Below are 15,688 nucleotides of genomic sequence, written 5' to 3'. Positions count from 1 at the left end.
GGGCATAGATTTGCGTTGTCTTGATGTTGGTGTGTCCTAACATCTTACTTACGGATTCGATGGGAACTCCCTTGGATAGGGACATCGTGGCAAATGTGTGCCGGGCGAGGTGGAATGTCAGGTTCTTCTTGATACCGCAAATATCGGCAATTTCTTTCAGATAACTGTTCAGTTTTTGATTCGTCAGCATGGGGAAAAGTTTGCCATCACGATAGGTCTTGCCACTATATTTTGCAATGATGCTCTTGGGTATATCGAGTAAAAGAACGTTGGTTTCCACGCTCGTCTTCTGCCGCTTGGTCATTATCCACTGCTTGCCGTTGAGCGTGACGATGTTTTCAGGAGCGAGGTTGTACACGTCTATGTACGCAAGTCCCGTGAAGCACGAGAACACGAACACGTCCCTTACAAGTTCCAAACGACCGATGCCGAAATCTTTGTTGGCAATTTTAAGGATTTCCTCGTCTGTGAGGAATCCACGATTGACCGGTTCCATGTGAAAACGGATGTTGAGGAACGGATCATGGTGCAGGACACCTAGTTTCCTGCCCAGAATGGTAATCGTCTTGAAGGTTTTCATCATCCTCGTGGCTGTGTTGGGATTCTGCCCGACAACCGTTCGAAGATAAATGTCGAAGTCGTGTATCACGATATAGCCGAGTTCGGACAGGCGGATGTCAGACCGACCGTATTTATCACGAAGGAAATTTGAGAAGTGTTTCTTGCAGACGTTGTATTTCTGTAAGGTTGCAGCTTCGACCGACACGCCTACCTGCCGTGCAACGTCACTATTGTGCTTGTTGAAGAGGCTCATTAGGGTGTCCACATCCTCCTTCTTACCAAGATACTCCGACTTGATACGCTCCAAGGACACCTCGTCCGTCATCTCGACTTTCTTGAAGATGGTCTGGAGTCCGCTCTGAATGTTGTCAAGTTCGAGGTTGGTGGAAAGTGCTTCAGTTGTCCTTCCCTTCAATCGTTCCTTCTCCCTGTCCCATTGAGACTGTTGGACAGCAATGCCCGTCGAGCCGATGGAAAGGCGTTCGTTGTTGAGATAGATTCTCAGCATGACAGGGGTCTTGCCCTCCTTGTTCACATAATTGCTTCTGAGATAGAAGACTGCTCTGAAAATAGCTTTCATACATTTTACTGCTTTTAGTTGTAGCCTGAATAGAGGTCTTGTCCTAACACCTGCCATCTGTAGCCGTAGCTTGTCGGACACATTGTTGCCCGAAGTGGTGTATGGTAACAAAAACACCTCTGTAATCACGCTGCAAAGTTCAACATATTTGTTTGAATAGCAGTAATTTACGCATACTCCTTATGTACTCTGTATGTACTCTTGGCTACATTTTTATTTTGCCTTGAAAATGTGTAGCCTGATTGTAGCCTTTTTAGAGCATTTTGGGAGTTTCTGCCCCCTCCGTGCATACTCTGAAATTTGGGATGGGTATAAAAGAAAAGTATCATAACTACTTGTAGCTATGATACTTACGTTTTTCTTAGGTTTCTCTCTGATATTCATTTCAGAGTACCTAAAGCGGAGAGAGAGGCACTAAAACCCGCAATCCTTTCTGATGTCAGAAAATGCCAAAAACCTAACACACAGGGTTTTTCATTTTTATCGTGGTGTTTTATAATGCCACACAATGCCATTTTACCCCTTTTAATTCGTGTACATTTTCGTGTACGCCGTTTTTCTTTACTTATTTGCGTGTACACCGGACTTTATAACTTGTTGAAGCGTTCCATCGACTTTGCTTTCAATTCGTCAACAATTGCCATATAAGGTTTCATTGCTTTCATGTCTGAATGCCCCGTCCATTTCATAATCACCTCGGATGGGATGCCAAGTTGTAACGCCGTGACGACAAAAGTACGCCGACCGCAATGTGTTGTAAGCAACGCCCACTTGGGAAATACTTGTTCGTGTCGTTCGTGTCCTTGAAAGTACACGATTCGTGTCGGTTCGTCAATTCCGCAAACTTGCCCCATAACTTTCAATTGTGCGTTCATCTTGACGTTGGAGATTACAGGCAACGCCAAATCGCCTTTGATGTTGTCATTCTTGTATTTGTCAAGGATGGCTTGTGCGTGGTCGTTGAGTTCGATGCGCAATCCGTCATGCGTCTTTTGTGTGACCACATCAAAGAATCCATCCTTGATGTCGGTGCGTTTCAGCTTTGCAACGTCCGAATATCGCAACCCGGTGAAGCAGCAGAACAAGAACACATCGCGCACACGCGCAAGGCTTTGTTGTGTCGCGGCAAATTCCCATGATTCAAGACGTGATATTTCGTCACGGGTTAAATATATGATTTCCTTGTTCCCGTCAACGCCTTTCATCTTTGGTTTGAATGTTTCATGCAAGTTGCCTTGATAATATCCTTTTTGATGCGCCCAGCGCAAAAACCACCGGAAGAACGCAAGGTTCTTTGCAATGGTCGTGTTGCGCATATCCTTTCGCAAAAGCGCGTCAACATACCCTTGCATCTTTTGTTCGGTCAACGATGGAAACGACAACTTGGCATCATACGTTGCGATGTGATGCCGGAGGGCGGCAAACTTTTCAAACGTCCCGTCCGTCCATTGGTTTTTCTTGCCCATTTCGCGCGTGAACATATCGAACACCTTGAAGAAATTTTCATCCGGCGATGGCAATGTGTCGTTCAATTGCGTTTTGCGCCCAACCATATCATTGAACAAGTCTTTGATTTCGCCCGGTGTCGGCATGCGCTTTTCAATGAGTTCGTAACGCGCAAAGATTTCGTTGCAAACGGATGTCCATTCGTCAATGGTTCGGTTGATGTCATCGCACACCGGACACGATGGCAACGCGCGCATGGTGTCGGTGTTCCAATCGGCGGCATCAATGTTTTGCCGCAACGGGAAATCCAACGGGCGTTCGCCATGCAACGTGACGCGCATCCGGATGGCAAGATTTGTCGTTTGCCCGGCGGCGCGCTTGTGCAACAAGAATTTTATTCCTTTTTTGATGTGCATTTTGATGAATCTTTATTTGATAGCATATCACCAACACCAAGCAGCAGCCACGCCGGATTCACGCCGCCATCTTTGCAGATTGCAGAAAGCGCATCCAAATCAATAACCCGGTACGTCATCGCGTCCGTTCCCAATGTGTTGCGCAACAACGAATATTTGGTGCGGTTGAAATTATGGTCGCGGCAAAAGCCTTTCAACCCGGAAATCTTGCCGGATTGAATCGCCAATTCAAGGGCTTGGAAAAAGCGCGCTTGGATTGCGTTTGCTTGTGGGTTGATGTATTTTTTCATTTGCTTGTTCGCTTGACTTTTATTGTTTGATTCTGATTCGCGGTTTTCCCAATTATATATAAGGTGGCGTTTTCGTTTACGGCAAAATCAAATTTGATGGTCAAATCCCATCCGCGCGGTTCCTTGATTTCCGCCGTGCGTGTTTCGGGATGGTAATTCCATTTTCCTTGCGTCAATATTTCCTTTTCCCCATCCTTGATTTGATATTTCGTGAACGCGTCCGGGCGTGCAAATTCATAAACGCAACCCGTGCCGGATATATCCACAAAGTAACCATCGGAACATTTATAAGCATATTCCGTCCATGTGCCGGATATGTCCGACAATACAACTTGCGGTTCGTCATCGCCATCATCGTTCAAGGATGACGAACAAGAACAAGCCATGTTCACCAGCATCAAGGCGAACACCAACCATGTATATTTCACCTTTCGCATAACGCCATTTTCTTTTTGTAGTTATCAACCATTTGCGCGAACAATATCTTGTCCACGTCCGTTTCCGTTTCGCCTTTCAGCGAAGCCAATTCCAACGCATCAAAGATTTCATTCGGCATAACCGAATAATAAGACGGGTTGCCGTAATAATCGGTGACCTTGATTTTTGTTGCATCCATATCATTGTTGTTTTGTTAGATTGTCAATTATAGCCAACAGGCGGTCAATGTGCGCTTGCGCGTTCTGCAAAGATGTTTCCTTTGCCGCAAGCAATTCAACCAGCTTGGAGAGTTCAGCAGTAAACCCGGCGTTTCCGCCTTGGATGTTGTTGTTGCCCATCACGTTCGTTTGTTCAACGTTGCCGCCGAAATACGTTTGCGGTTTCAAACCACGCAATAATGCGTGCTTGCTTTCGGGAATTGTCGTGCCGGATTCCCAATTTTGAACCGTCCTTTCACTTACACCAAGCCTTTTTGCAAGTTCGGCTTGCGTAACGCCCAAATATGCGCGAATTTCCTTAATATCTAAATCGTTCATAATCAATGAATTATTCGAATGAAACATTTTTTAACACGCGTAAAGCGAAATTTTATCATGAAATATTGCGTGATTTCGCGAAATATTGCGTATTTTTGCAAACGTAAACGGAAAACATTGCAAAGGTAAAGCAAATATGAACACAAAACAATAGCAAATTTACGTCATTTTTCACGAAATACCAGCAAGAACCCCGAAATATAAACAAAATAAAACTTTCGCAACAATGACAATCCAAGAATTTCAATCAAGAACACAAGTTTCGGTGGATGTTTCCGAATTTGAATCCATCAACACGGTGTATATGCAATCCGATGTTGACAAGGACACATTTTGCAAGATGTGGCGCAAGATGAACGCAACATGCGTGATGGTTGCAAAGGAGCAAGCCAAGAAACAACAAACCATTGACAAGGTGTTTTCAATGGTGATGGCAAATCCGGAGTGGACGGACATTGAACATTACAACGACATCGCCGTTGTCGTTCTATCCAGAAAGGACAAAGCCTTGATTGAATCAATCGGCATTTCGCTTGAAAGCGAACCGGACAACAACGGATTCCGTCATTTCAAAAGATTTAGTGAATTGCGTCCGGAAATCAACGCATTCTTGAAAAACGCATAATAATCACGGGCGGTTCACGCCGCCCATAAATCACATATATATGAGTAAAGAACAATTTTCATTCAACAAAGGATGGTTGCAGTTACGCCAAGGCGATATTGCAGCGTGCCGCAAAGAATTGATGGTCGTGTTCAACGTGACAACACGCGCCGCGTTCTTGCAGCGATTGAAAGGCAACGTCATCCCAAACGTGCTTGAAGCGCACAACGTGGAAAAGGTGTTTGCCAAGTATGGCATCAAAGACGTGTGGGGGGCTTGATTATGGATGCCGTGAAACTTACCAAACGCGAATCCGAAATCGCGGAATTGTTCGCATGGGGCGCAAGCAAAAAGGAAATTGCAAATCGCCTGTTTATTTCGGAACGAACCGTTGAGAATCACGCCCGGCGAATCTTTGAGAAAACCGGATGTTCTAAGGTCAACGAGTTATCCGCGTGGTGGTTTTGCACAACATTCCACATATCATTCAGCTTGTCGCCCATCAAACGCAAGTTCATCTCGCTTTGTTTCCTTGCGATGCTTATGCCAACGATATTCAACAACGACAATGTGGTTGTAAGAGTGCGAACCGCACGATGCAGAACAACCCGCGTTCAACGTTCACGCCGTGACAACGACAATGGAACGGCAGATTTTCAAATCTTATAAATACGCATAATATGGAAAAGTTTAATTCAGCAATTCAATTGGTGTTCGCCGCGTTCATCGTCCTGTTTGGATTTGGCACAATGATTCGTTGCATCATCGCCGGAAGTGATTTCTTCTATATCATCATGTTTGCGTTGATGGGATTCATCGGACGCGCAATGTTCCGGGTTTTGCTTAAAGAATACAAGGAAGCGAAATGATGGAGATTACAAGCGACACACGAATCATTGATTTAACCGTTGGGCAACTGATGGATTTGTTCGCCAAGGCGCAAGCACCAGCGACACAAGCGCAACCGAAAGAAGAAAAACGCCTTGTGTATGGTATCGCCGGAATCGCACAAATATTCAATTGCAGCATGACAACGGCAAACCGAATCAAAGCATCCGGGCGAATAGATGATGCGATAACCCAGCACGGGCGCATCATCGTTGTGGATGCCAACAAAGCGTTACAATTATTCAACAATAAATAATATCGCAACAATGAAACAAGTAACATTGAAATCCATCACCTTTTGCAATTTCAAAGGTGAACAGGAACGGACAACGACATTCAATCCGGATGTCACGACCATTTCCGGCGGAAACGGACTTGGTAAGTCAAGACATTTTGACGCGTTCATTTGGCTTTTGTTCGGCAAGGACGCGCACGACCGCAAGGATTACGAAATCAAAACCCGTGTCAACGGCGAAGAATTGCACAAGTGCGAATGCAGCGTGACGGGTGTCATCATCGTGGATGGTGAAGAAATCACCTTGAAGCGCGCTTTCGTTGAAGATTGGGTAAAGCCACGCGGACAGGTTGAACAGGTGTACAAGGGCAACCACACGGAATGTTGGTGGAACGAAACCCCGGTCAATGTCGGCGAGTATGACAAGCGCATCCAAGCCATCGTTGATTCATCCGTTTTCAAGATGATAACCAATCCGGCGTTCTTTGTCGGCATGAAGTGGCAATTGCAGCGTGAACAATTATTCCAGCTTGCCGGAAGTGTGACCGATGAAGAAATCGCCGCGGACAACCCCGATTTCGTCAAGTTGTTGGATGCCATATCCGGCAAGTCGCTTGCGGACTACAAAAAGGAAATGGCAGCGCGCAAGAAACGCTTGAATGAGGAATTGAAGCAGATTCAACCGCGTATTGACCAAACGCACAAGATGATGCCAGAACCGGAAGATTTCGCCGCCCTTGAATCCCAGCTTGCCGACATTGACAAGGAAATCGCCGACACCGACAACGCGATTGCAGATGTGAACAAGGCGATTCGCAAGCAATATGAAGCGGAACAAGCCAAGCAAGCCCGCGTGAACGAGTTGACCACACAGGCGCAACAAGTAGTGTTTGACGCAAAGACAAAGGCACAGGATGCCGCGTTTGAAGCCAACGCACAACGCCGCGAGATTGCCAATGAAATCAAGACGTTGCAATCACAACTTGACACGAACAAGCGCAATTGCGCCACAATACAAGTTGACATCGCCCGCATCCATCGTGACATTGACAAGTGCAAGGGAGAACAAGACACGTTGCGCGAATCATGGCACAAGGAGAACGCCAAGGAGTATTCCGGCGAAACAACTTGCCCACATTGCGGACAAGCATTGCCGGATGATATGATTGCGAAAGCAAAGGACGTTTTCGACAAAGCCAAGATGGGCAACTTGACCGACATCACGAACAAGGGAAAGCACCTTGGCGAAAAGATTGCGCAACTTGAAGCGGATGCAGCCGAAAAGCAAAAGTCCGTTGACGCGTATCGCGAGGAAAACAACGGATTGGATGAACGCATAAAATCCGCACAAGCAACGCTTGAAACCTTGCCGGAAAAGGCGACCGCCGAAGTTGTCCCCGACAATATCCCGGAATGGGTGAAACTGCAAAAGCAGATTGCCGACATCAAGGCGACCATCACAACCGACAACACGGGCGTTGACACAAGCGCGTTGCAAGCATCCAAGAAAGAATGGATGACCAAGCGCAACGATGTTTCAACACGTCTTGCCAAGCGTGGCGCAATCGAAAGATGCAACAACGAGATTGCCGACCTTGAAGCACATGGCAAAGATGTTGCCCAGCAAATCGCCGACATCGAACGCGAAGAATACACGGTTGAACAATTCAACAAGACAAAGGTTTTGGAATGCGAAAAGCGCATCAACGCCAAGTTCCATTTCGTGACTTTCCGGTTGTTCGATTACACCTTGGATGGCAATCCGGTTGAAACGTGCATCCCATTATGCAATGGCGTTCCGTATGGCAGCGCGAACACTGCAAGCCAAGTGAATGCCGGACTTGACATCATCAACGCTTTGTGCGCGTTCTATGGTGTATGTGCGCCGATATTCATTGACAACCGCGAATCGGTGAATGAAATAATCCCGGTTCAATCGCAAGTGATAAACCTTGTCGTGACAAACGACAATAAATTAACAATACAATGAACGAATTACAAAAACCGAATGGTGGCGCGGTTGTAATGCAGCCAGCCACAACAACCCCGGCGTTCAATTTCTTTGACCCGGTACAATTTGAAACCATGCAACGTGTTTGCAGTTTCTTTGCATCATCCGACCTTGTTCCGGAGAATTACAAGGCGACTTTGAAGCCTATCCCACCCGGAGCAAATGAAGAAACCATCAAGGCTATAAGGGCGGAAAACACGGCAATCAAAACCAAGGCGATTGCAAATTGCATGATTGCCGTTGAGGTGGCAACGCGCATTGGCGCAAGCCCGTTGATGGTTATGCAGAACATGGCGGTGATTTATGGTCGCCCATCATGGTCATCCAAGTTCTTGATTGCAACCGTCAATTCGTGCGGTCGCTTTGAACCATTGCAATTCCGTTTCACGGACAAGGGCGCGTTGGGAATGGTTGATTACACCGATTATGTTTGGAATCAACAAAAGCGTTGCAAGGAATCCGTAAAGAAACAATTCGATGGAAAGAACATCCACGAAATCGAATGTGTTGCATACACAACCAAGCGTGGTTCGGACGGAATTTTGGAATCATCCCCGGTTTCAATCCGGCTTGCGATTCAAGAGGGTTGGTACACAAAAAGCGGTTCAAAGTGGCAAACTATGACAAAGCAAATGTTGATGTATCGCGCCGCGTCCATGTGGACAAACGCTTATGCGCCAGAACTTTCGATGGGTATGCGTACCGTTGAGGAACAACAGGACATTTACACCGAATATGAGGATGTAACCGCAAGTGAAGTTTCCGCCGAAAAGGAAGCAAATGCGAACAAGAAACGCATTTCACTTGGTACGGGAAGCGAAAAGCCGGAAACGGGCGAAATAAACCACGATAATAACGCGACAAGGGAAACGCCCACCGATAACGCGAAAGTGGCGGAAAACGCAAATAACGCCCCAAATCCGGGGTTTTAATCACTTAAACCGAAAGGCAAATGGAATTGAAAATATTGGGTTCATCCAGCAAGGGCAATTGTTACTTGCTTGACAATGGCAAAGAAGCGTTGATGATTGAATGTGGAATCGCTTTCAAAAACGTACAAAAGGCGGTTGATTTCGACATCACACGAATCAAGGCTTGTATCATATCGCACGAACACGGCGACCATGCAAAGCACGTCAAACGTTGCCTTGATGCCATGATTCCTTGCTATATGTCAGACGGTACAAGAAACGCCCTTGGGTTGGCATCGCATCCATTGGCACACGCAATGACCGAAAACGTGTTGCACAAAATAGGAAATTTCGGTGTTTTACCATTTGACACCGAACACGATGCCGCCCAGCCTTTCGGGTTTCTGATAGCGCATCCCGAATGTGGCACGGTGTTATTCGCGACCGACACATATTATCTGCAATACACGTTCGATGGTTTGAACAACATTCTTATTGAGTGCAACTATCGCCAAGACATCTTGGATGCCAACGTGGAAGCCGGGTTGATTCCGGCAAAGTTGCGGGCAAGAACGATGAAAAGCCATTGCAGCTTTGAAACGTGCAAGGAGATATTGCAAGCGAACGACCTTTCAGAAGTCCACAACATCGTGTTGATTCACCTTTCCGATGGCAATTCAAACGCCGTTGAGTTCCAGCAAGGAATCGCGGACTTGACACACAAGATTGTCACCGTTGCCCGTTCGGGAATGACTATCAATTTCAACAAGTCACCATTTTAACAACAAAGAAAAATGAAAAAGTACATTATCAAAAACGCGGATGGAAGCGAGCAAAGCGAAATGCAAGCCATCCACGAATCACGCAAAGAAGCCGGGGAAACCTTGATGGACTACATTTGCGACCACAACGAAGATTTGGACGTTGACGATGACGATTATTTGTCGCCGTTTGATTTCGCCCTTGAAGAAGTTGAATGCACGGAAGTGAACGAAGTTATCACGGACTTTGAGAGCGCAAGAAAAGCCCTTGGCGGCAAGCCGAACGCGGACTTTACCGTTGCAAAGAAGATTCTTTCCGGAAACGTTGTCCAGCTTGAAGATGTCGCAAGACTTGTGACCGACATCAACCCCAAGCACATTGAAGCATTGATTGCCTTGAACAAGTTGTTCACCATCGCACAGGCATGGAACAAGGAAGATGGCTTTGTACCCGATTTCTCGGATTGGGAACAAGACAAGTGTTTTCCTTGGTTCGTGTATGACAAGGATGATGCGGGGTTCGTGTGCGCGAATACGTATTACTCGCCTACGAATGCGAATATCGGTTCTCGGCTTTGCTTCAAATCGTCCGCGCGCGCCGCGCAATTCGGCAAGCAATTCGCCGACCTTTACAACAAGGTTTTCTTGTAATGTGTTTCACTATAAAACAAAGTAACAATGAACAACAAGACAATGGGCAAGGATATTGCCAACCCAATCCAGCGTGAACAGTTCATCAAGGACAACGCGGATGCGTGTGAGAACAAGGGTTACATGAAAGCGTACACCCCGGAAGAACTGCAAGGACACAAAGAGAAACTTGTGAACGTTTCCATTGAGATTTCCGAAATCGAAAACGAGATTAAGGAAATCAAAAAGGAGTACGCCGAACGCTTGAAGCCCTTGAAAGAGGCACGCGAAAACATGGTTTCCAACATCAAGGCGAAAGCCGAATGTGTGAACGAAGTTTGTTATCGTTTCACCGACCGCGATGCCAAGATGACGGAGTATTACAACCGCGATGGCGACCTTGTGGAAATGCGCCCGGCAACCGCCGAAGAGTTGCAGCCAACACTATTTATGAACGCACAATATATGAACACCGCCGCCGTAAAGGATGGCACAAACGATTAAAATATGAACAACGAGAAAATGAACATCAATCTTGCACCGGGAATGAATGAAATCATCATCCGCGAGGGTGCAGCACCCAAAGTTCTTGACCCGAAAGCCCCGGTTAAGATGGAAATCAACGGAACAATCGGCGCACCCGTGGGGTTCTTGAAGAAGCGTATCAACGCCGGACAATTTGAGCAGAAGAATTGCCACATCATCGTTGACCGCGAGAACATCTCTATCGAACTTGTGGTGAACGAATCCGATGAATACACACGCGGCACAATCAAGGGAACATTGCGATTCCATCCCAAGTTCATTGAATTTGGCATCAACACGGGCAAGGTGTGGTCGCCGTTTGAATTTTCGATGTTCTGCAAGATGAACCGCGCGTTCTTTGCGGACAAGAACGCAAACATGACCTTAGTTTCGGCTTGCAAGAATTTCACGGCAACCGTGAACAACGCCATCGAAAGAAGCATCAAGGAGAACGGCGACCGAACGGACAATTTCGCCCAAGTGGTCAATTCCAGCTTGCCGGAATCGTTCACGCTTTCAATCCCTGTTTTCAAGGGTGGCGACAAAGAGAACTTGGAGGTGGAAACATTCGCCAAGATTGACGGACGCAACGTTGCATTCGTGTTGATGTCGCCGGGTGCGGAAGAAACGCTTGAAACATTGCGTGACACCGCGATTGACAAGGAACTTGAAGCAATCAAAGAGATTGCCCCGGAAATCGCAATCATCGAAATCTAACAACAAGGCAACCCCGCCGCCTTTCCATCCGGTTGGGTGGCGGGAAAGCCATTAAAACGCATTCGGCATGAAAGATTCATATTATTTCCAGCATGATTACAACGCGAGAAACGACCCCAAGTTGCAAGACGTGTTGATTGAATTGGGCGTTGAGGGCATCGGCATTTATTGGTGTATCATCGAACAACTATATGAGCAAGGCGGAACGTTGCCATTGCGTTACTGCAAAAGCATTGCATTTGCATTGCACGTGGATTGCAAGACCGTTGAGCGACTTGTGAACAATTACGGATTATTCGCCAATGATGGTGAAAATATGTGGTCGGATAGTGTTTTGAAGCGTTTAGACAAGCGAAAGGATATTTCCGACAAACGCAAGCAAGCGGCAATCGAAAGATGGCGGCAAAACCTTGACAATCAACGGAAAGCGGCAATTCAAGATGGTAATGAAGAAACGTCCGGAGATACACAAGCAATACAAACGCAAAGCACAAGCAATGCAAATGCAGAACATAAAGAAAAGGAAAGAAAAGAAAAGAATAATATATCTACTAACGTAGATACGTCAACTTTCGTTGACGCGCCGGAGCAAAAAAAGGAATTTTCGGTTGATTATTCAAGATTGTTGGCATTATGGAAAGAACAATGCCCGTCATTCCCACAACCACGTTCCCTTGCTGATGATGACAAACGCAAGATTCGGCAAAGGTTCGGCGAAATGATGACCGCAAAAGACCCGGAAACGGCATACCAGCGCATCAAGGCGATATTCCAAACCGTCAACGCATCCGATTTCTGCAAAAGAGGGAAATGGTGTACATTCCGATGGATATTCACGAACGCGACCAATTGGCGCAAGGTTGAAGATGGCAACTATATAGACCGCCCCGGCGGAAACGATAAAAGAACAAACGAAGAATGGTGAACAACGAGAACAAGAAACCGACAATGCCAAGCATCGAACAGGTGTTGAACGCGATTCGGCAACGCGATATGTTTTCCGGATTCCAGCGTTACCAATACACAAAGCCGGGTTGGTACGACCTTGACAACGCGATGAAGATAATTGAAGCAATCGGAAAAAGCCGGAATCCGGCGTTCGTCATTGACGATGAAAACCGATTTGCATTTGAAAATTTCATCAAATGGGCGCATTGCGACACGTCAATGAAGTGTCTTGACCCTGTATCGGGACAAGTCATCCCCGGCAGACTGAAACGCGGAATCTATATCGCCGGAAACGCCGGAACGGGCAAAACGTGGTGCATGGAAATCATGCAAGCGTACATCCAAGCCATCGGAATCAAGGTTTTATGGCATACCGACAACGACCCGCGCCCGTTGTATTGGCGCACAATACGCGCCGATGGCTTGTGTGACGTGTGGGCGGAATCCGGCAACATTCAGCAATACAAGACCGCGCCGATGCTTGCCATTCAAGACCTTGGCAACGAACCGCCGGAAACGCTTTACATGGGCAACCGTCTTGACGTGGTGCGTTACATCATCGAATACCGGGGTGATATGCACGCCGAAATGACTTTCATCACATCGAATTTGAGGATGGGCGGCGAAATCCTCAAAGAACGGTATGGCGACCGCGTATCAAGCCGATTGCAAGAAATGTGCAACTATCTTGTGATAAAGGGCAAAGACCGCCGCAAACTTTGATTTGGATTACTAACAATGAAAATTTACAATTATGAATGAAATCATCCAATCAAGCGTTTACAAAACGCAAAAGGGAACGCCCGTGACCGATTCCGTCAAGGTTGCACAGGTGTTCGGCAAGATGCACAAGAACATAATGAAGTCCATCCGCAACATCATGGGGTCGGCTCAAAATTTAGCCAACGAACATTGGTTTGCCGAAACCACATACACGGATGCACAAGGGAAGCGGCAACCCATGTTCTTGATGAACCGCGATGGCTTTTCCTTGCTTACGATGTCATTGACCGGAGAAAAGGCGATGGCATTCAAGGTGGCATTCATCAACGCATTCAACAAGATGGAGGAAACAATAAAGGAACTTGCGCCAGCATCCCCGGCGATTCCTCAAACGTTCGCACAGGCTTTGCGCCTTGCGGCGGAACAGGCGGAAACAATCGAAAGCCAACAAAAGCAGATTGAAGCACAAGCCCCGAAAGTGGCATTCGCGACCGCCATCATCAATTCCCCGTCATCGTGCGGGATTGATGAACTTGCAAAGATTCTGAAACAAAACGGCGTGGATTTCGGGGAAATCCGGCTTTTCCAATGGTTGCGCGACAACGATTATTTGTGCAGCGTTGGAACGGCACGAAACCAGCCAACACAAAAAGCCCTTGACCTTGGCTTGTTTGAACTGAAACCGCAAACGTGGACAAACCCACGGACGGATGAAGTGATGACCACCACGCGAACGATGGTGACGGGAAAAGGCAAGGAATATTTCATCAATAAATTCATCTATAATGCAGAGAGGAAGAAAAGCCAATGAAAATTTATGTATCGGGCAAGATTTCGGGCTTGCCAATCGAAGAAGCAAAGCAACGGTTCGCCAATTCGCAAGCGTTGCTTGAATCAATTGGGTTTGAAGTTGTGAACCCGTTGGAATTTGGGTTGTGTGACGAAAAGGCATCTTGGGAATCGCACATGGTCAAGGGCATCAAATTGTTGTTTGGTTGTGATGCCATTTACATGATGGACAATTGGACGGGAAGCACGGGCGCGGGCATTGAATACGACATCGCCTTTCGTCTTGGAAAGGACATTTGGTTTGAATCCATCTTTGCCCGTGAAAACCAGAACGTGATGCGCATCCAAAACGCCATCCACGAAGTTATAGGCTTGAAGTTTTCGGATTATATCACTAAGTCGCGCAAGCGTGATGGGTTTTATGCGCGCATGATATTCGTTCACCATTGCCGGGCAATGAAGATGAAGTTGACGAAGATTGCGCAATATGTCCACCGCGACCATTCATCCATGTTGCACTTGTTGAAGAAGTACAACGATGATATGCGATTCAACCCGCCGTTTAGAGATTTAGCCACGAAAGTGAATGATATATTAATAAGTTACAATGCAAAAATTTGATTATCGTTGGACTTTGGCGGATGCCCATTTCGCCAAAGACAAAGGCACGGTTTTTTCGTGCTTTGCTTGTGGGGGGGGTAGTTCTATGGGCTACAAGTTAGCCGGATTCGATGTGATAGGATGCAACGAAATAGACCACCGCATGATGTTCACATATTGCAAGAATCACAATCCGCGTTTCCCTTTCCTTGAACCGATTCAGACATTCAAGGATAAACAGGATTTGCCGCCGGAGTTATTCAACCTTGACATCTTGGATGGTTCACCGCCTTGTTCCACATTCAGCATGGCGGGAAGCCGTGAAGAAGCATGGGGAAAGATGAAAAAGTTCCGGGAGGGACAAGCCGAACAAGTTCTTGACACGTTGTTTTTCGATTTCATCCAGCTTGCAAAGCGGTTGCAACCGAAAGTCGTTGTTGCGGAAAACGTGAAAGGATTGTTGCTTGGCAGCGCGAAAGAGTATATGACAAACATTTATCGTGGCTTTGATGATGCCGGATATTATATGAACCATTACTTGCTTGATGCCCAAATGATGGGTGTTCCTCAAAGGCGGCAACGTGTGTTTTTCGTGTGCTTGCGCAAAGATTTGGTCGGTTTCGTTCCTTGCGAACAAACGTTGTTTGAAACCTTGCCAAGATTGAATATGAATTTCAACGAAGCGGTGATACCTTTCAAGGATGTTGCCGATGGCATGGGCGATGGCGTTGATTCACCGAAAATGCGCAAATGTTGGGAATTACGCATGGATGGCGATTCGGATTTGTCAAACGCAAATGAACGAGAGTTTGGGAAAAGTGGAATGTTCAACAATCAATATGTCTATCCGGACAAGGTTTCGCCAACGCTTGCAGCGCGAAAGGATTGCTTGATACGTTTTGACATACCAAAGTATTTGAGCGCATCCGAAGTTTGTTGCATTTCGTCATTTCCACAAGACTATAATTTCGGCGGACAAATACCACATTACATTTGCGGAATGTCAGTGCCACCCGTGATGATGGCACAAGTGGCATCCCGTATATATGACCAATGGTTATCAAAAATTAGAAAATAGG

General features: G+C 46.5%; 22 protein-coding genes. 16 read left to right on the top strand and 6 right to left on the bottom strand.

What is annotated here, in order from left to right; genetic code table 11:
* The 6 genes from HMPREF1640_RS06520 to HMPREF1640_RS06495 form a co-directional block, all read right to left on the bottom strand.
* Nucleotides 1-1,141 (bottom strand): site-specific integrase (locus HMPREF1640_RS06520; RefSeq protein WP_004336159.1); only part of this gene is annotated, 1,141 nt, incomplete at its 3' end.
* A gap of 587 nt (nucleotides 1,142-1,728) precedes the next feature.
* Complete coding sequence (locus tag HMPREF1640_RS06515; protein ID WP_036893386.1) at nucleotides 1,729-3,003, bottom strand: site-specific integrase; 1,275 nt, start codon at nucleotides 3,001-3,003, stop codon at nucleotides 1,729-1,731.
* Nucleotides 2,982-3,293, bottom strand: coding sequence for a hypothetical protein (locus HMPREF1640_RS06510; RefSeq protein ID WP_036893385.1), 312 nt, complete (start codon nucleotides 3,291-3,293; stop codon nucleotides 2,982-2,984). Before HMPREF1640_RS06510 ends, HMPREF1640_RS06515 begins: the two co-directional genes overlap by 22 nt.
* Nucleotides 3,290-3,730, bottom strand: coding sequence for a hypothetical protein (locus HMPREF1640_RS06505; protein ID WP_036893383.1), 441 nt, complete (start codon nucleotides 3,728-3,730; stop codon nucleotides 3,290-3,292). The genes HMPREF1640_RS06510 and HMPREF1640_RS06505 overlap by 4 nt, the downstream gene beginning before the upstream one ends.
* A complete protein-coding gene (locus HMPREF1640_RS06500; RefSeq protein WP_036893381.1) occupies nucleotides 3,718-3,909 on the bottom strand; it encodes a hypothetical protein in 192 nt (63 codons plus the stop codon). Before HMPREF1640_RS06500 ends, HMPREF1640_RS06505 begins: the two co-directional genes overlap by 13 nt.
* A gap of 1 nt (nucleotide 3,910) precedes the next feature.
* On the bottom strand, nucleotides 3,911-4,267 hold the full coding sequence (locus tag HMPREF1640_RS06495; protein ID WP_036893380.1) for a DNA-binding transcriptional regulator: 357 nt from the start codon (nucleotides 4,265-4,267) through the stop codon (nucleotides 3,911-3,913).
* 226 nt (nucleotides 4,268-4,493) lie between these two features.
* On the opposite strand from HMPREF1640_RS06495, the gene HMPREF1640_RS06490 reads away from it, so the two are divergent.
* The 16 genes from HMPREF1640_RS06490 (at nucleotide 4,494) to HMPREF1640_RS06415 (ending at nucleotide 15,687) form a co-directional block, all read left to right on the top strand.
* Nucleotides 4,494-4,892: a hypothetical protein gene (locus HMPREF1640_RS06490; RefSeq protein WP_036893379.1), complete on the top strand. Its 399-nt coding sequence runs from the start codon at nucleotides 4,494-4,496 to the stop codon at nucleotides 4,890-4,892.
* Nucleotides 4,893-4,932: 40 nt separating this feature from the next.
* Complete coding sequence (locus tag HMPREF1640_RS06485) at nucleotides 4,933-5,151, top strand: hypothetical protein (RefSeq protein WP_036893378.1); 219 nt, start codon at nucleotides 4,933-4,935, stop codon at nucleotides 5,149-5,151.
* 2 nt (nucleotides 5,152-5,153) lie between these two features.
* Nucleotides 5,154-5,540, top strand: a complete 387-nt coding sequence (locus HMPREF1640_RS13880; RefSeq protein ID WP_052051746.1) for a response regulator transcription factor — start codon at nucleotides 5,154-5,156, stop codon at nucleotides 5,538-5,540.
* An 11-nt stretch (nucleotides 5,541-5,551) separates the two neighbouring features.
* A complete protein-coding gene (locus tag HMPREF1640_RS06475; protein ID WP_036893377.1) occupies nucleotides 5,552-5,740 on the top strand; it encodes a hypothetical protein in 189 nt (62 codons plus the stop codon).
* Nucleotides 5,741-5,790: 50 nt separating this feature from the next.
* Nucleotides 5,791-6,015 (top strand): DUF3853 family protein, encoded by a 225-nt coding sequence (locus tag HMPREF1640_RS06470; protein WP_231565853.1) that lies wholly within the window; start codon nucleotides 5,791-5,793, stop codon nucleotides 6,013-6,015.
* A gap of 10 nt (nucleotides 6,016-6,025) precedes the next feature.
* Complete coding sequence (locus tag HMPREF1640_RS06465) at nucleotides 6,026-7,984, top strand: hypothetical protein (RefSeq protein ID WP_036893375.1); 1,959 nt, start codon at nucleotides 6,026-6,028, stop codon at nucleotides 7,982-7,984.
* A complete protein-coding gene (locus HMPREF1640_RS06460; protein WP_052051745.1) occupies nucleotides 7,981-8,937 on the top strand; it encodes a hypothetical protein in 957 nt (318 codons plus the stop codon). Before HMPREF1640_RS06465 ends, HMPREF1640_RS06460 begins: the two co-directional genes overlap by 4 nt.
* A gap of 20 nt (nucleotides 8,938-8,957) precedes the next feature.
* Nucleotides 8,958-9,698, top strand: a complete 741-nt coding sequence (locus HMPREF1640_RS06455; RefSeq protein WP_036893374.1) for an MBL fold metallo-hydrolase — start codon at nucleotides 8,958-8,960, stop codon at nucleotides 9,696-9,698.
* Between the two features lie 12 nt (nucleotides 9,699-9,710).
* The gene (locus HMPREF1640_RS12580) at nucleotides 9,711-10,328 is read left to right on the top strand and encodes a hypothetical protein (protein ID WP_052051744.1); all 618 of its coding nucleotides are present in this window, start codon (nucleotides 9,711-9,713) and stop codon (nucleotides 10,326-10,328) included.
* A gap of 27 nt (nucleotides 10,329-10,355) precedes the next feature.
* Nucleotides 10,356-10,811, top strand: a complete 456-nt coding sequence (locus HMPREF1640_RS06445) for a hypothetical protein (protein ID WP_052051743.1) — start codon at nucleotides 10,356-10,358, stop codon at nucleotides 10,809-10,811.
* A gap of 3 nt (nucleotides 10,812-10,814) precedes the next feature.
* Nucleotides 10,815-11,549 carry a DUF2303 family protein gene (locus HMPREF1640_RS06440; protein WP_036893373.1) on the top strand — a complete coding sequence of 245 codons (735 nt, stop codon included), beginning with the start codon at nucleotides 10,815-10,817 and terminating at the stop codon, nucleotides 11,547-11,549.
* A gap of 67 nt (nucleotides 11,550-11,616) precedes the next feature.
* Nucleotides 11,617-12,474: a Lin1244/Lin1753 domain-containing protein gene (locus HMPREF1640_RS06435; protein WP_036893371.1), complete on the top strand. Its 858-nt coding sequence runs from the start codon at nucleotides 11,617-11,619 to the stop codon at nucleotides 12,472-12,474.
* The gene (locus HMPREF1640_RS12575) at nucleotides 12,468-13,220 is read left to right on the top strand and encodes a hypothetical protein (RefSeq protein ID WP_156098738.1); all 753 of its coding nucleotides are present in this window, start codon (nucleotides 12,468-12,470) and stop codon (nucleotides 13,218-13,220) included. Before HMPREF1640_RS06435 ends, HMPREF1640_RS12575 begins: the two co-directional genes overlap by 7 nt.
* A 31-nt stretch (nucleotides 13,221-13,251) precedes the next feature.
* Nucleotides 13,252-14,031 (top strand): Rha family transcriptional regulator, encoded by a 780-nt coding sequence (locus HMPREF1640_RS06425; protein ID WP_036893369.1) that lies wholly within the window; start codon nucleotides 13,252-13,254, stop codon nucleotides 14,029-14,031.
* A complete protein-coding gene (locus HMPREF1640_RS12785) occupies nucleotides 14,028-14,630 on the top strand; it encodes a DUF4406 domain-containing protein (RefSeq protein WP_081935300.1) in 603 nt (200 codons plus the stop codon). Before HMPREF1640_RS06425 ends, HMPREF1640_RS12785 begins: the two co-directional genes overlap by 4 nt.
* On the top strand, nucleotides 14,617-15,687 hold the full coding sequence (locus HMPREF1640_RS06415; protein WP_081935299.1) for a DNA cytosine methyltransferase: 1,071 nt from the start codon (nucleotides 14,617-14,619) through the stop codon (nucleotides 15,685-15,687). Before HMPREF1640_RS12785 ends, HMPREF1640_RS06415 begins: the two co-directional genes overlap by 14 nt.
* Nucleotide 15,688 lies beyond the last annotated feature (1 nt).

It is taken from the genome of Prevotella sp. S7-1-8 (genome assembly GCF_000758925.1).
Taxonomy (GTDB): Bacteria; Bacteroidota; Bacteroidia; order Bacteroidales; family Bacteroidaceae; genus Prevotella.
This window is presented reverse-complemented; position numbering and strand designations above follow the sequence as displayed.

Excerpts from the sequence above, each read along its gene's own strand:
- HMPREF1640_RS06425 (WP_036893369.1), top strand. The coding sequence starts at position 13,252 with ATGAATGAAATCATCCAATCAAGCGTTTACAAAACGCAAAAGGGAACG.
- HMPREF1640_RS12575 (WP_156098738.1), top strand. The coding sequence starts at position 12,468 with ATGGTGAACAACGAGAACAAGAAACCGACAATGCCAAGCATCGAACAG.
- HMPREF1640_RS06440 (WP_036893373.1), top strand. The coding sequence starts at position 10,815 with ATGAACAACGAGAAAATGAACATCAATCTTGCACCGGGAATGAATGAA.
- HMPREF1640_RS06455 (WP_036893374.1), top strand. The coding sequence starts at position 8,958 with ATGGAATTGAAAATATTGGGTTCATCCAGCAAGGGCAATTGTTACTTG.
- HMPREF1640_RS06485 (WP_036893378.1), top strand. The coding sequence starts at position 4,933 with ATGAGTAAAGAACAATTTTCATTCAACAAAGGATGGTTGCAGTTACGC.
- HMPREF1640_RS06435 (WP_036893371.1), top strand. The coding sequence starts at position 11,617 with ATGAAAGATTCATATTATTTCCAGCATGATTACAACGCGAGAAACGAC.
- HMPREF1640_RS06515 (WP_036893386.1), bottom strand. The coding sequence starts at position 3,003 with ATGCACATCAAAAAAGGAATAAAATTCTTGTTGCACAAGCGCGCCGCC.
- HMPREF1640_RS06505 (WP_036893383.1), bottom strand. The coding sequence starts at position 3,730 with ATGCGAAAGGTGAAATATACATGGTTGGTGTTCGCCTTGATGCTGGTG.
- HMPREF1640_RS12785 (WP_081935300.1), top strand. The coding sequence starts at position 14,028 with ATGAAAATTTATGTATCGGGCAAGATTTCGGGCTTGCCAATCGAAGAA.
- HMPREF1640_RS06500 (WP_036893381.1), bottom strand. The coding sequence starts at position 3,909 with ATGGATGCAACAAAAATCAAGGTCACCGATTATTACGGCAACCCGTCT.
- HMPREF1640_RS06490 (WP_036893379.1), top strand. The coding sequence starts at position 4,494 with ATGACAATCCAAGAATTTCAATCAAGAACACAAGTTTCGGTGGATGTT.
- HMPREF1640_RS06510 (WP_036893385.1), bottom strand. The coding sequence starts at position 3,293 with ATGAAAAAATACATCAACCCACAAGCAAACGCAATCCAAGCGCGCTTT.
- HMPREF1640_RS13880 (WP_052051746.1), top strand. The coding sequence starts at position 5,154 with ATGGATGCCGTGAAACTTACCAAACGCGAATCCGAAATCGCGGAATTG.
- HMPREF1640_RS06470 (WP_231565853.1), top strand. The coding sequence starts at position 5,791 with ATGGATTTGTTCGCCAAGGCGCAAGCACCAGCGACACAAGCGCAACCG.
- HMPREF1640_RS06415 (WP_081935299.1), top strand. The coding sequence starts at position 14,617 with ATGCAAAAATTTGATTATCGTTGGACTTTGGCGGATGCCCATTTCGCC.
- HMPREF1640_RS06475 (WP_036893377.1), top strand. The coding sequence starts at position 5,552 with ATGGAAAAGTTTAATTCAGCAATTCAATTGGTGTTCGCCGCGTTCATC.
- HMPREF1640_RS06495 (WP_036893380.1), bottom strand. The coding sequence starts at position 4,267 with ATGAACGATTTAGATATTAAGGAAATTCGCGCATATTTGGGCGTTACG.
- HMPREF1640_RS06445 (WP_052051743.1), top strand. The coding sequence starts at position 10,356 with ATGAACAACAAGACAATGGGCAAGGATATTGCCAACCCAATCCAGCGT.
- HMPREF1640_RS12580 (WP_052051744.1), top strand. The coding sequence starts at position 9,711 with ATGAAAAAGTACATTATCAAAAACGCGGATGGAAGCGAGCAAAGCGAA.
- HMPREF1640_RS06465 (WP_036893375.1), top strand. The coding sequence starts at position 6,026 with ATGAAACAAGTAACATTGAAATCCATCACCTTTTGCAATTTCAAAGGT.
- HMPREF1640_RS06460 (WP_052051745.1), top strand. The coding sequence starts at position 7,981 with ATGAACGAATTACAAAAACCGAATGGTGGCGCGGTTGTAATGCAGCCA.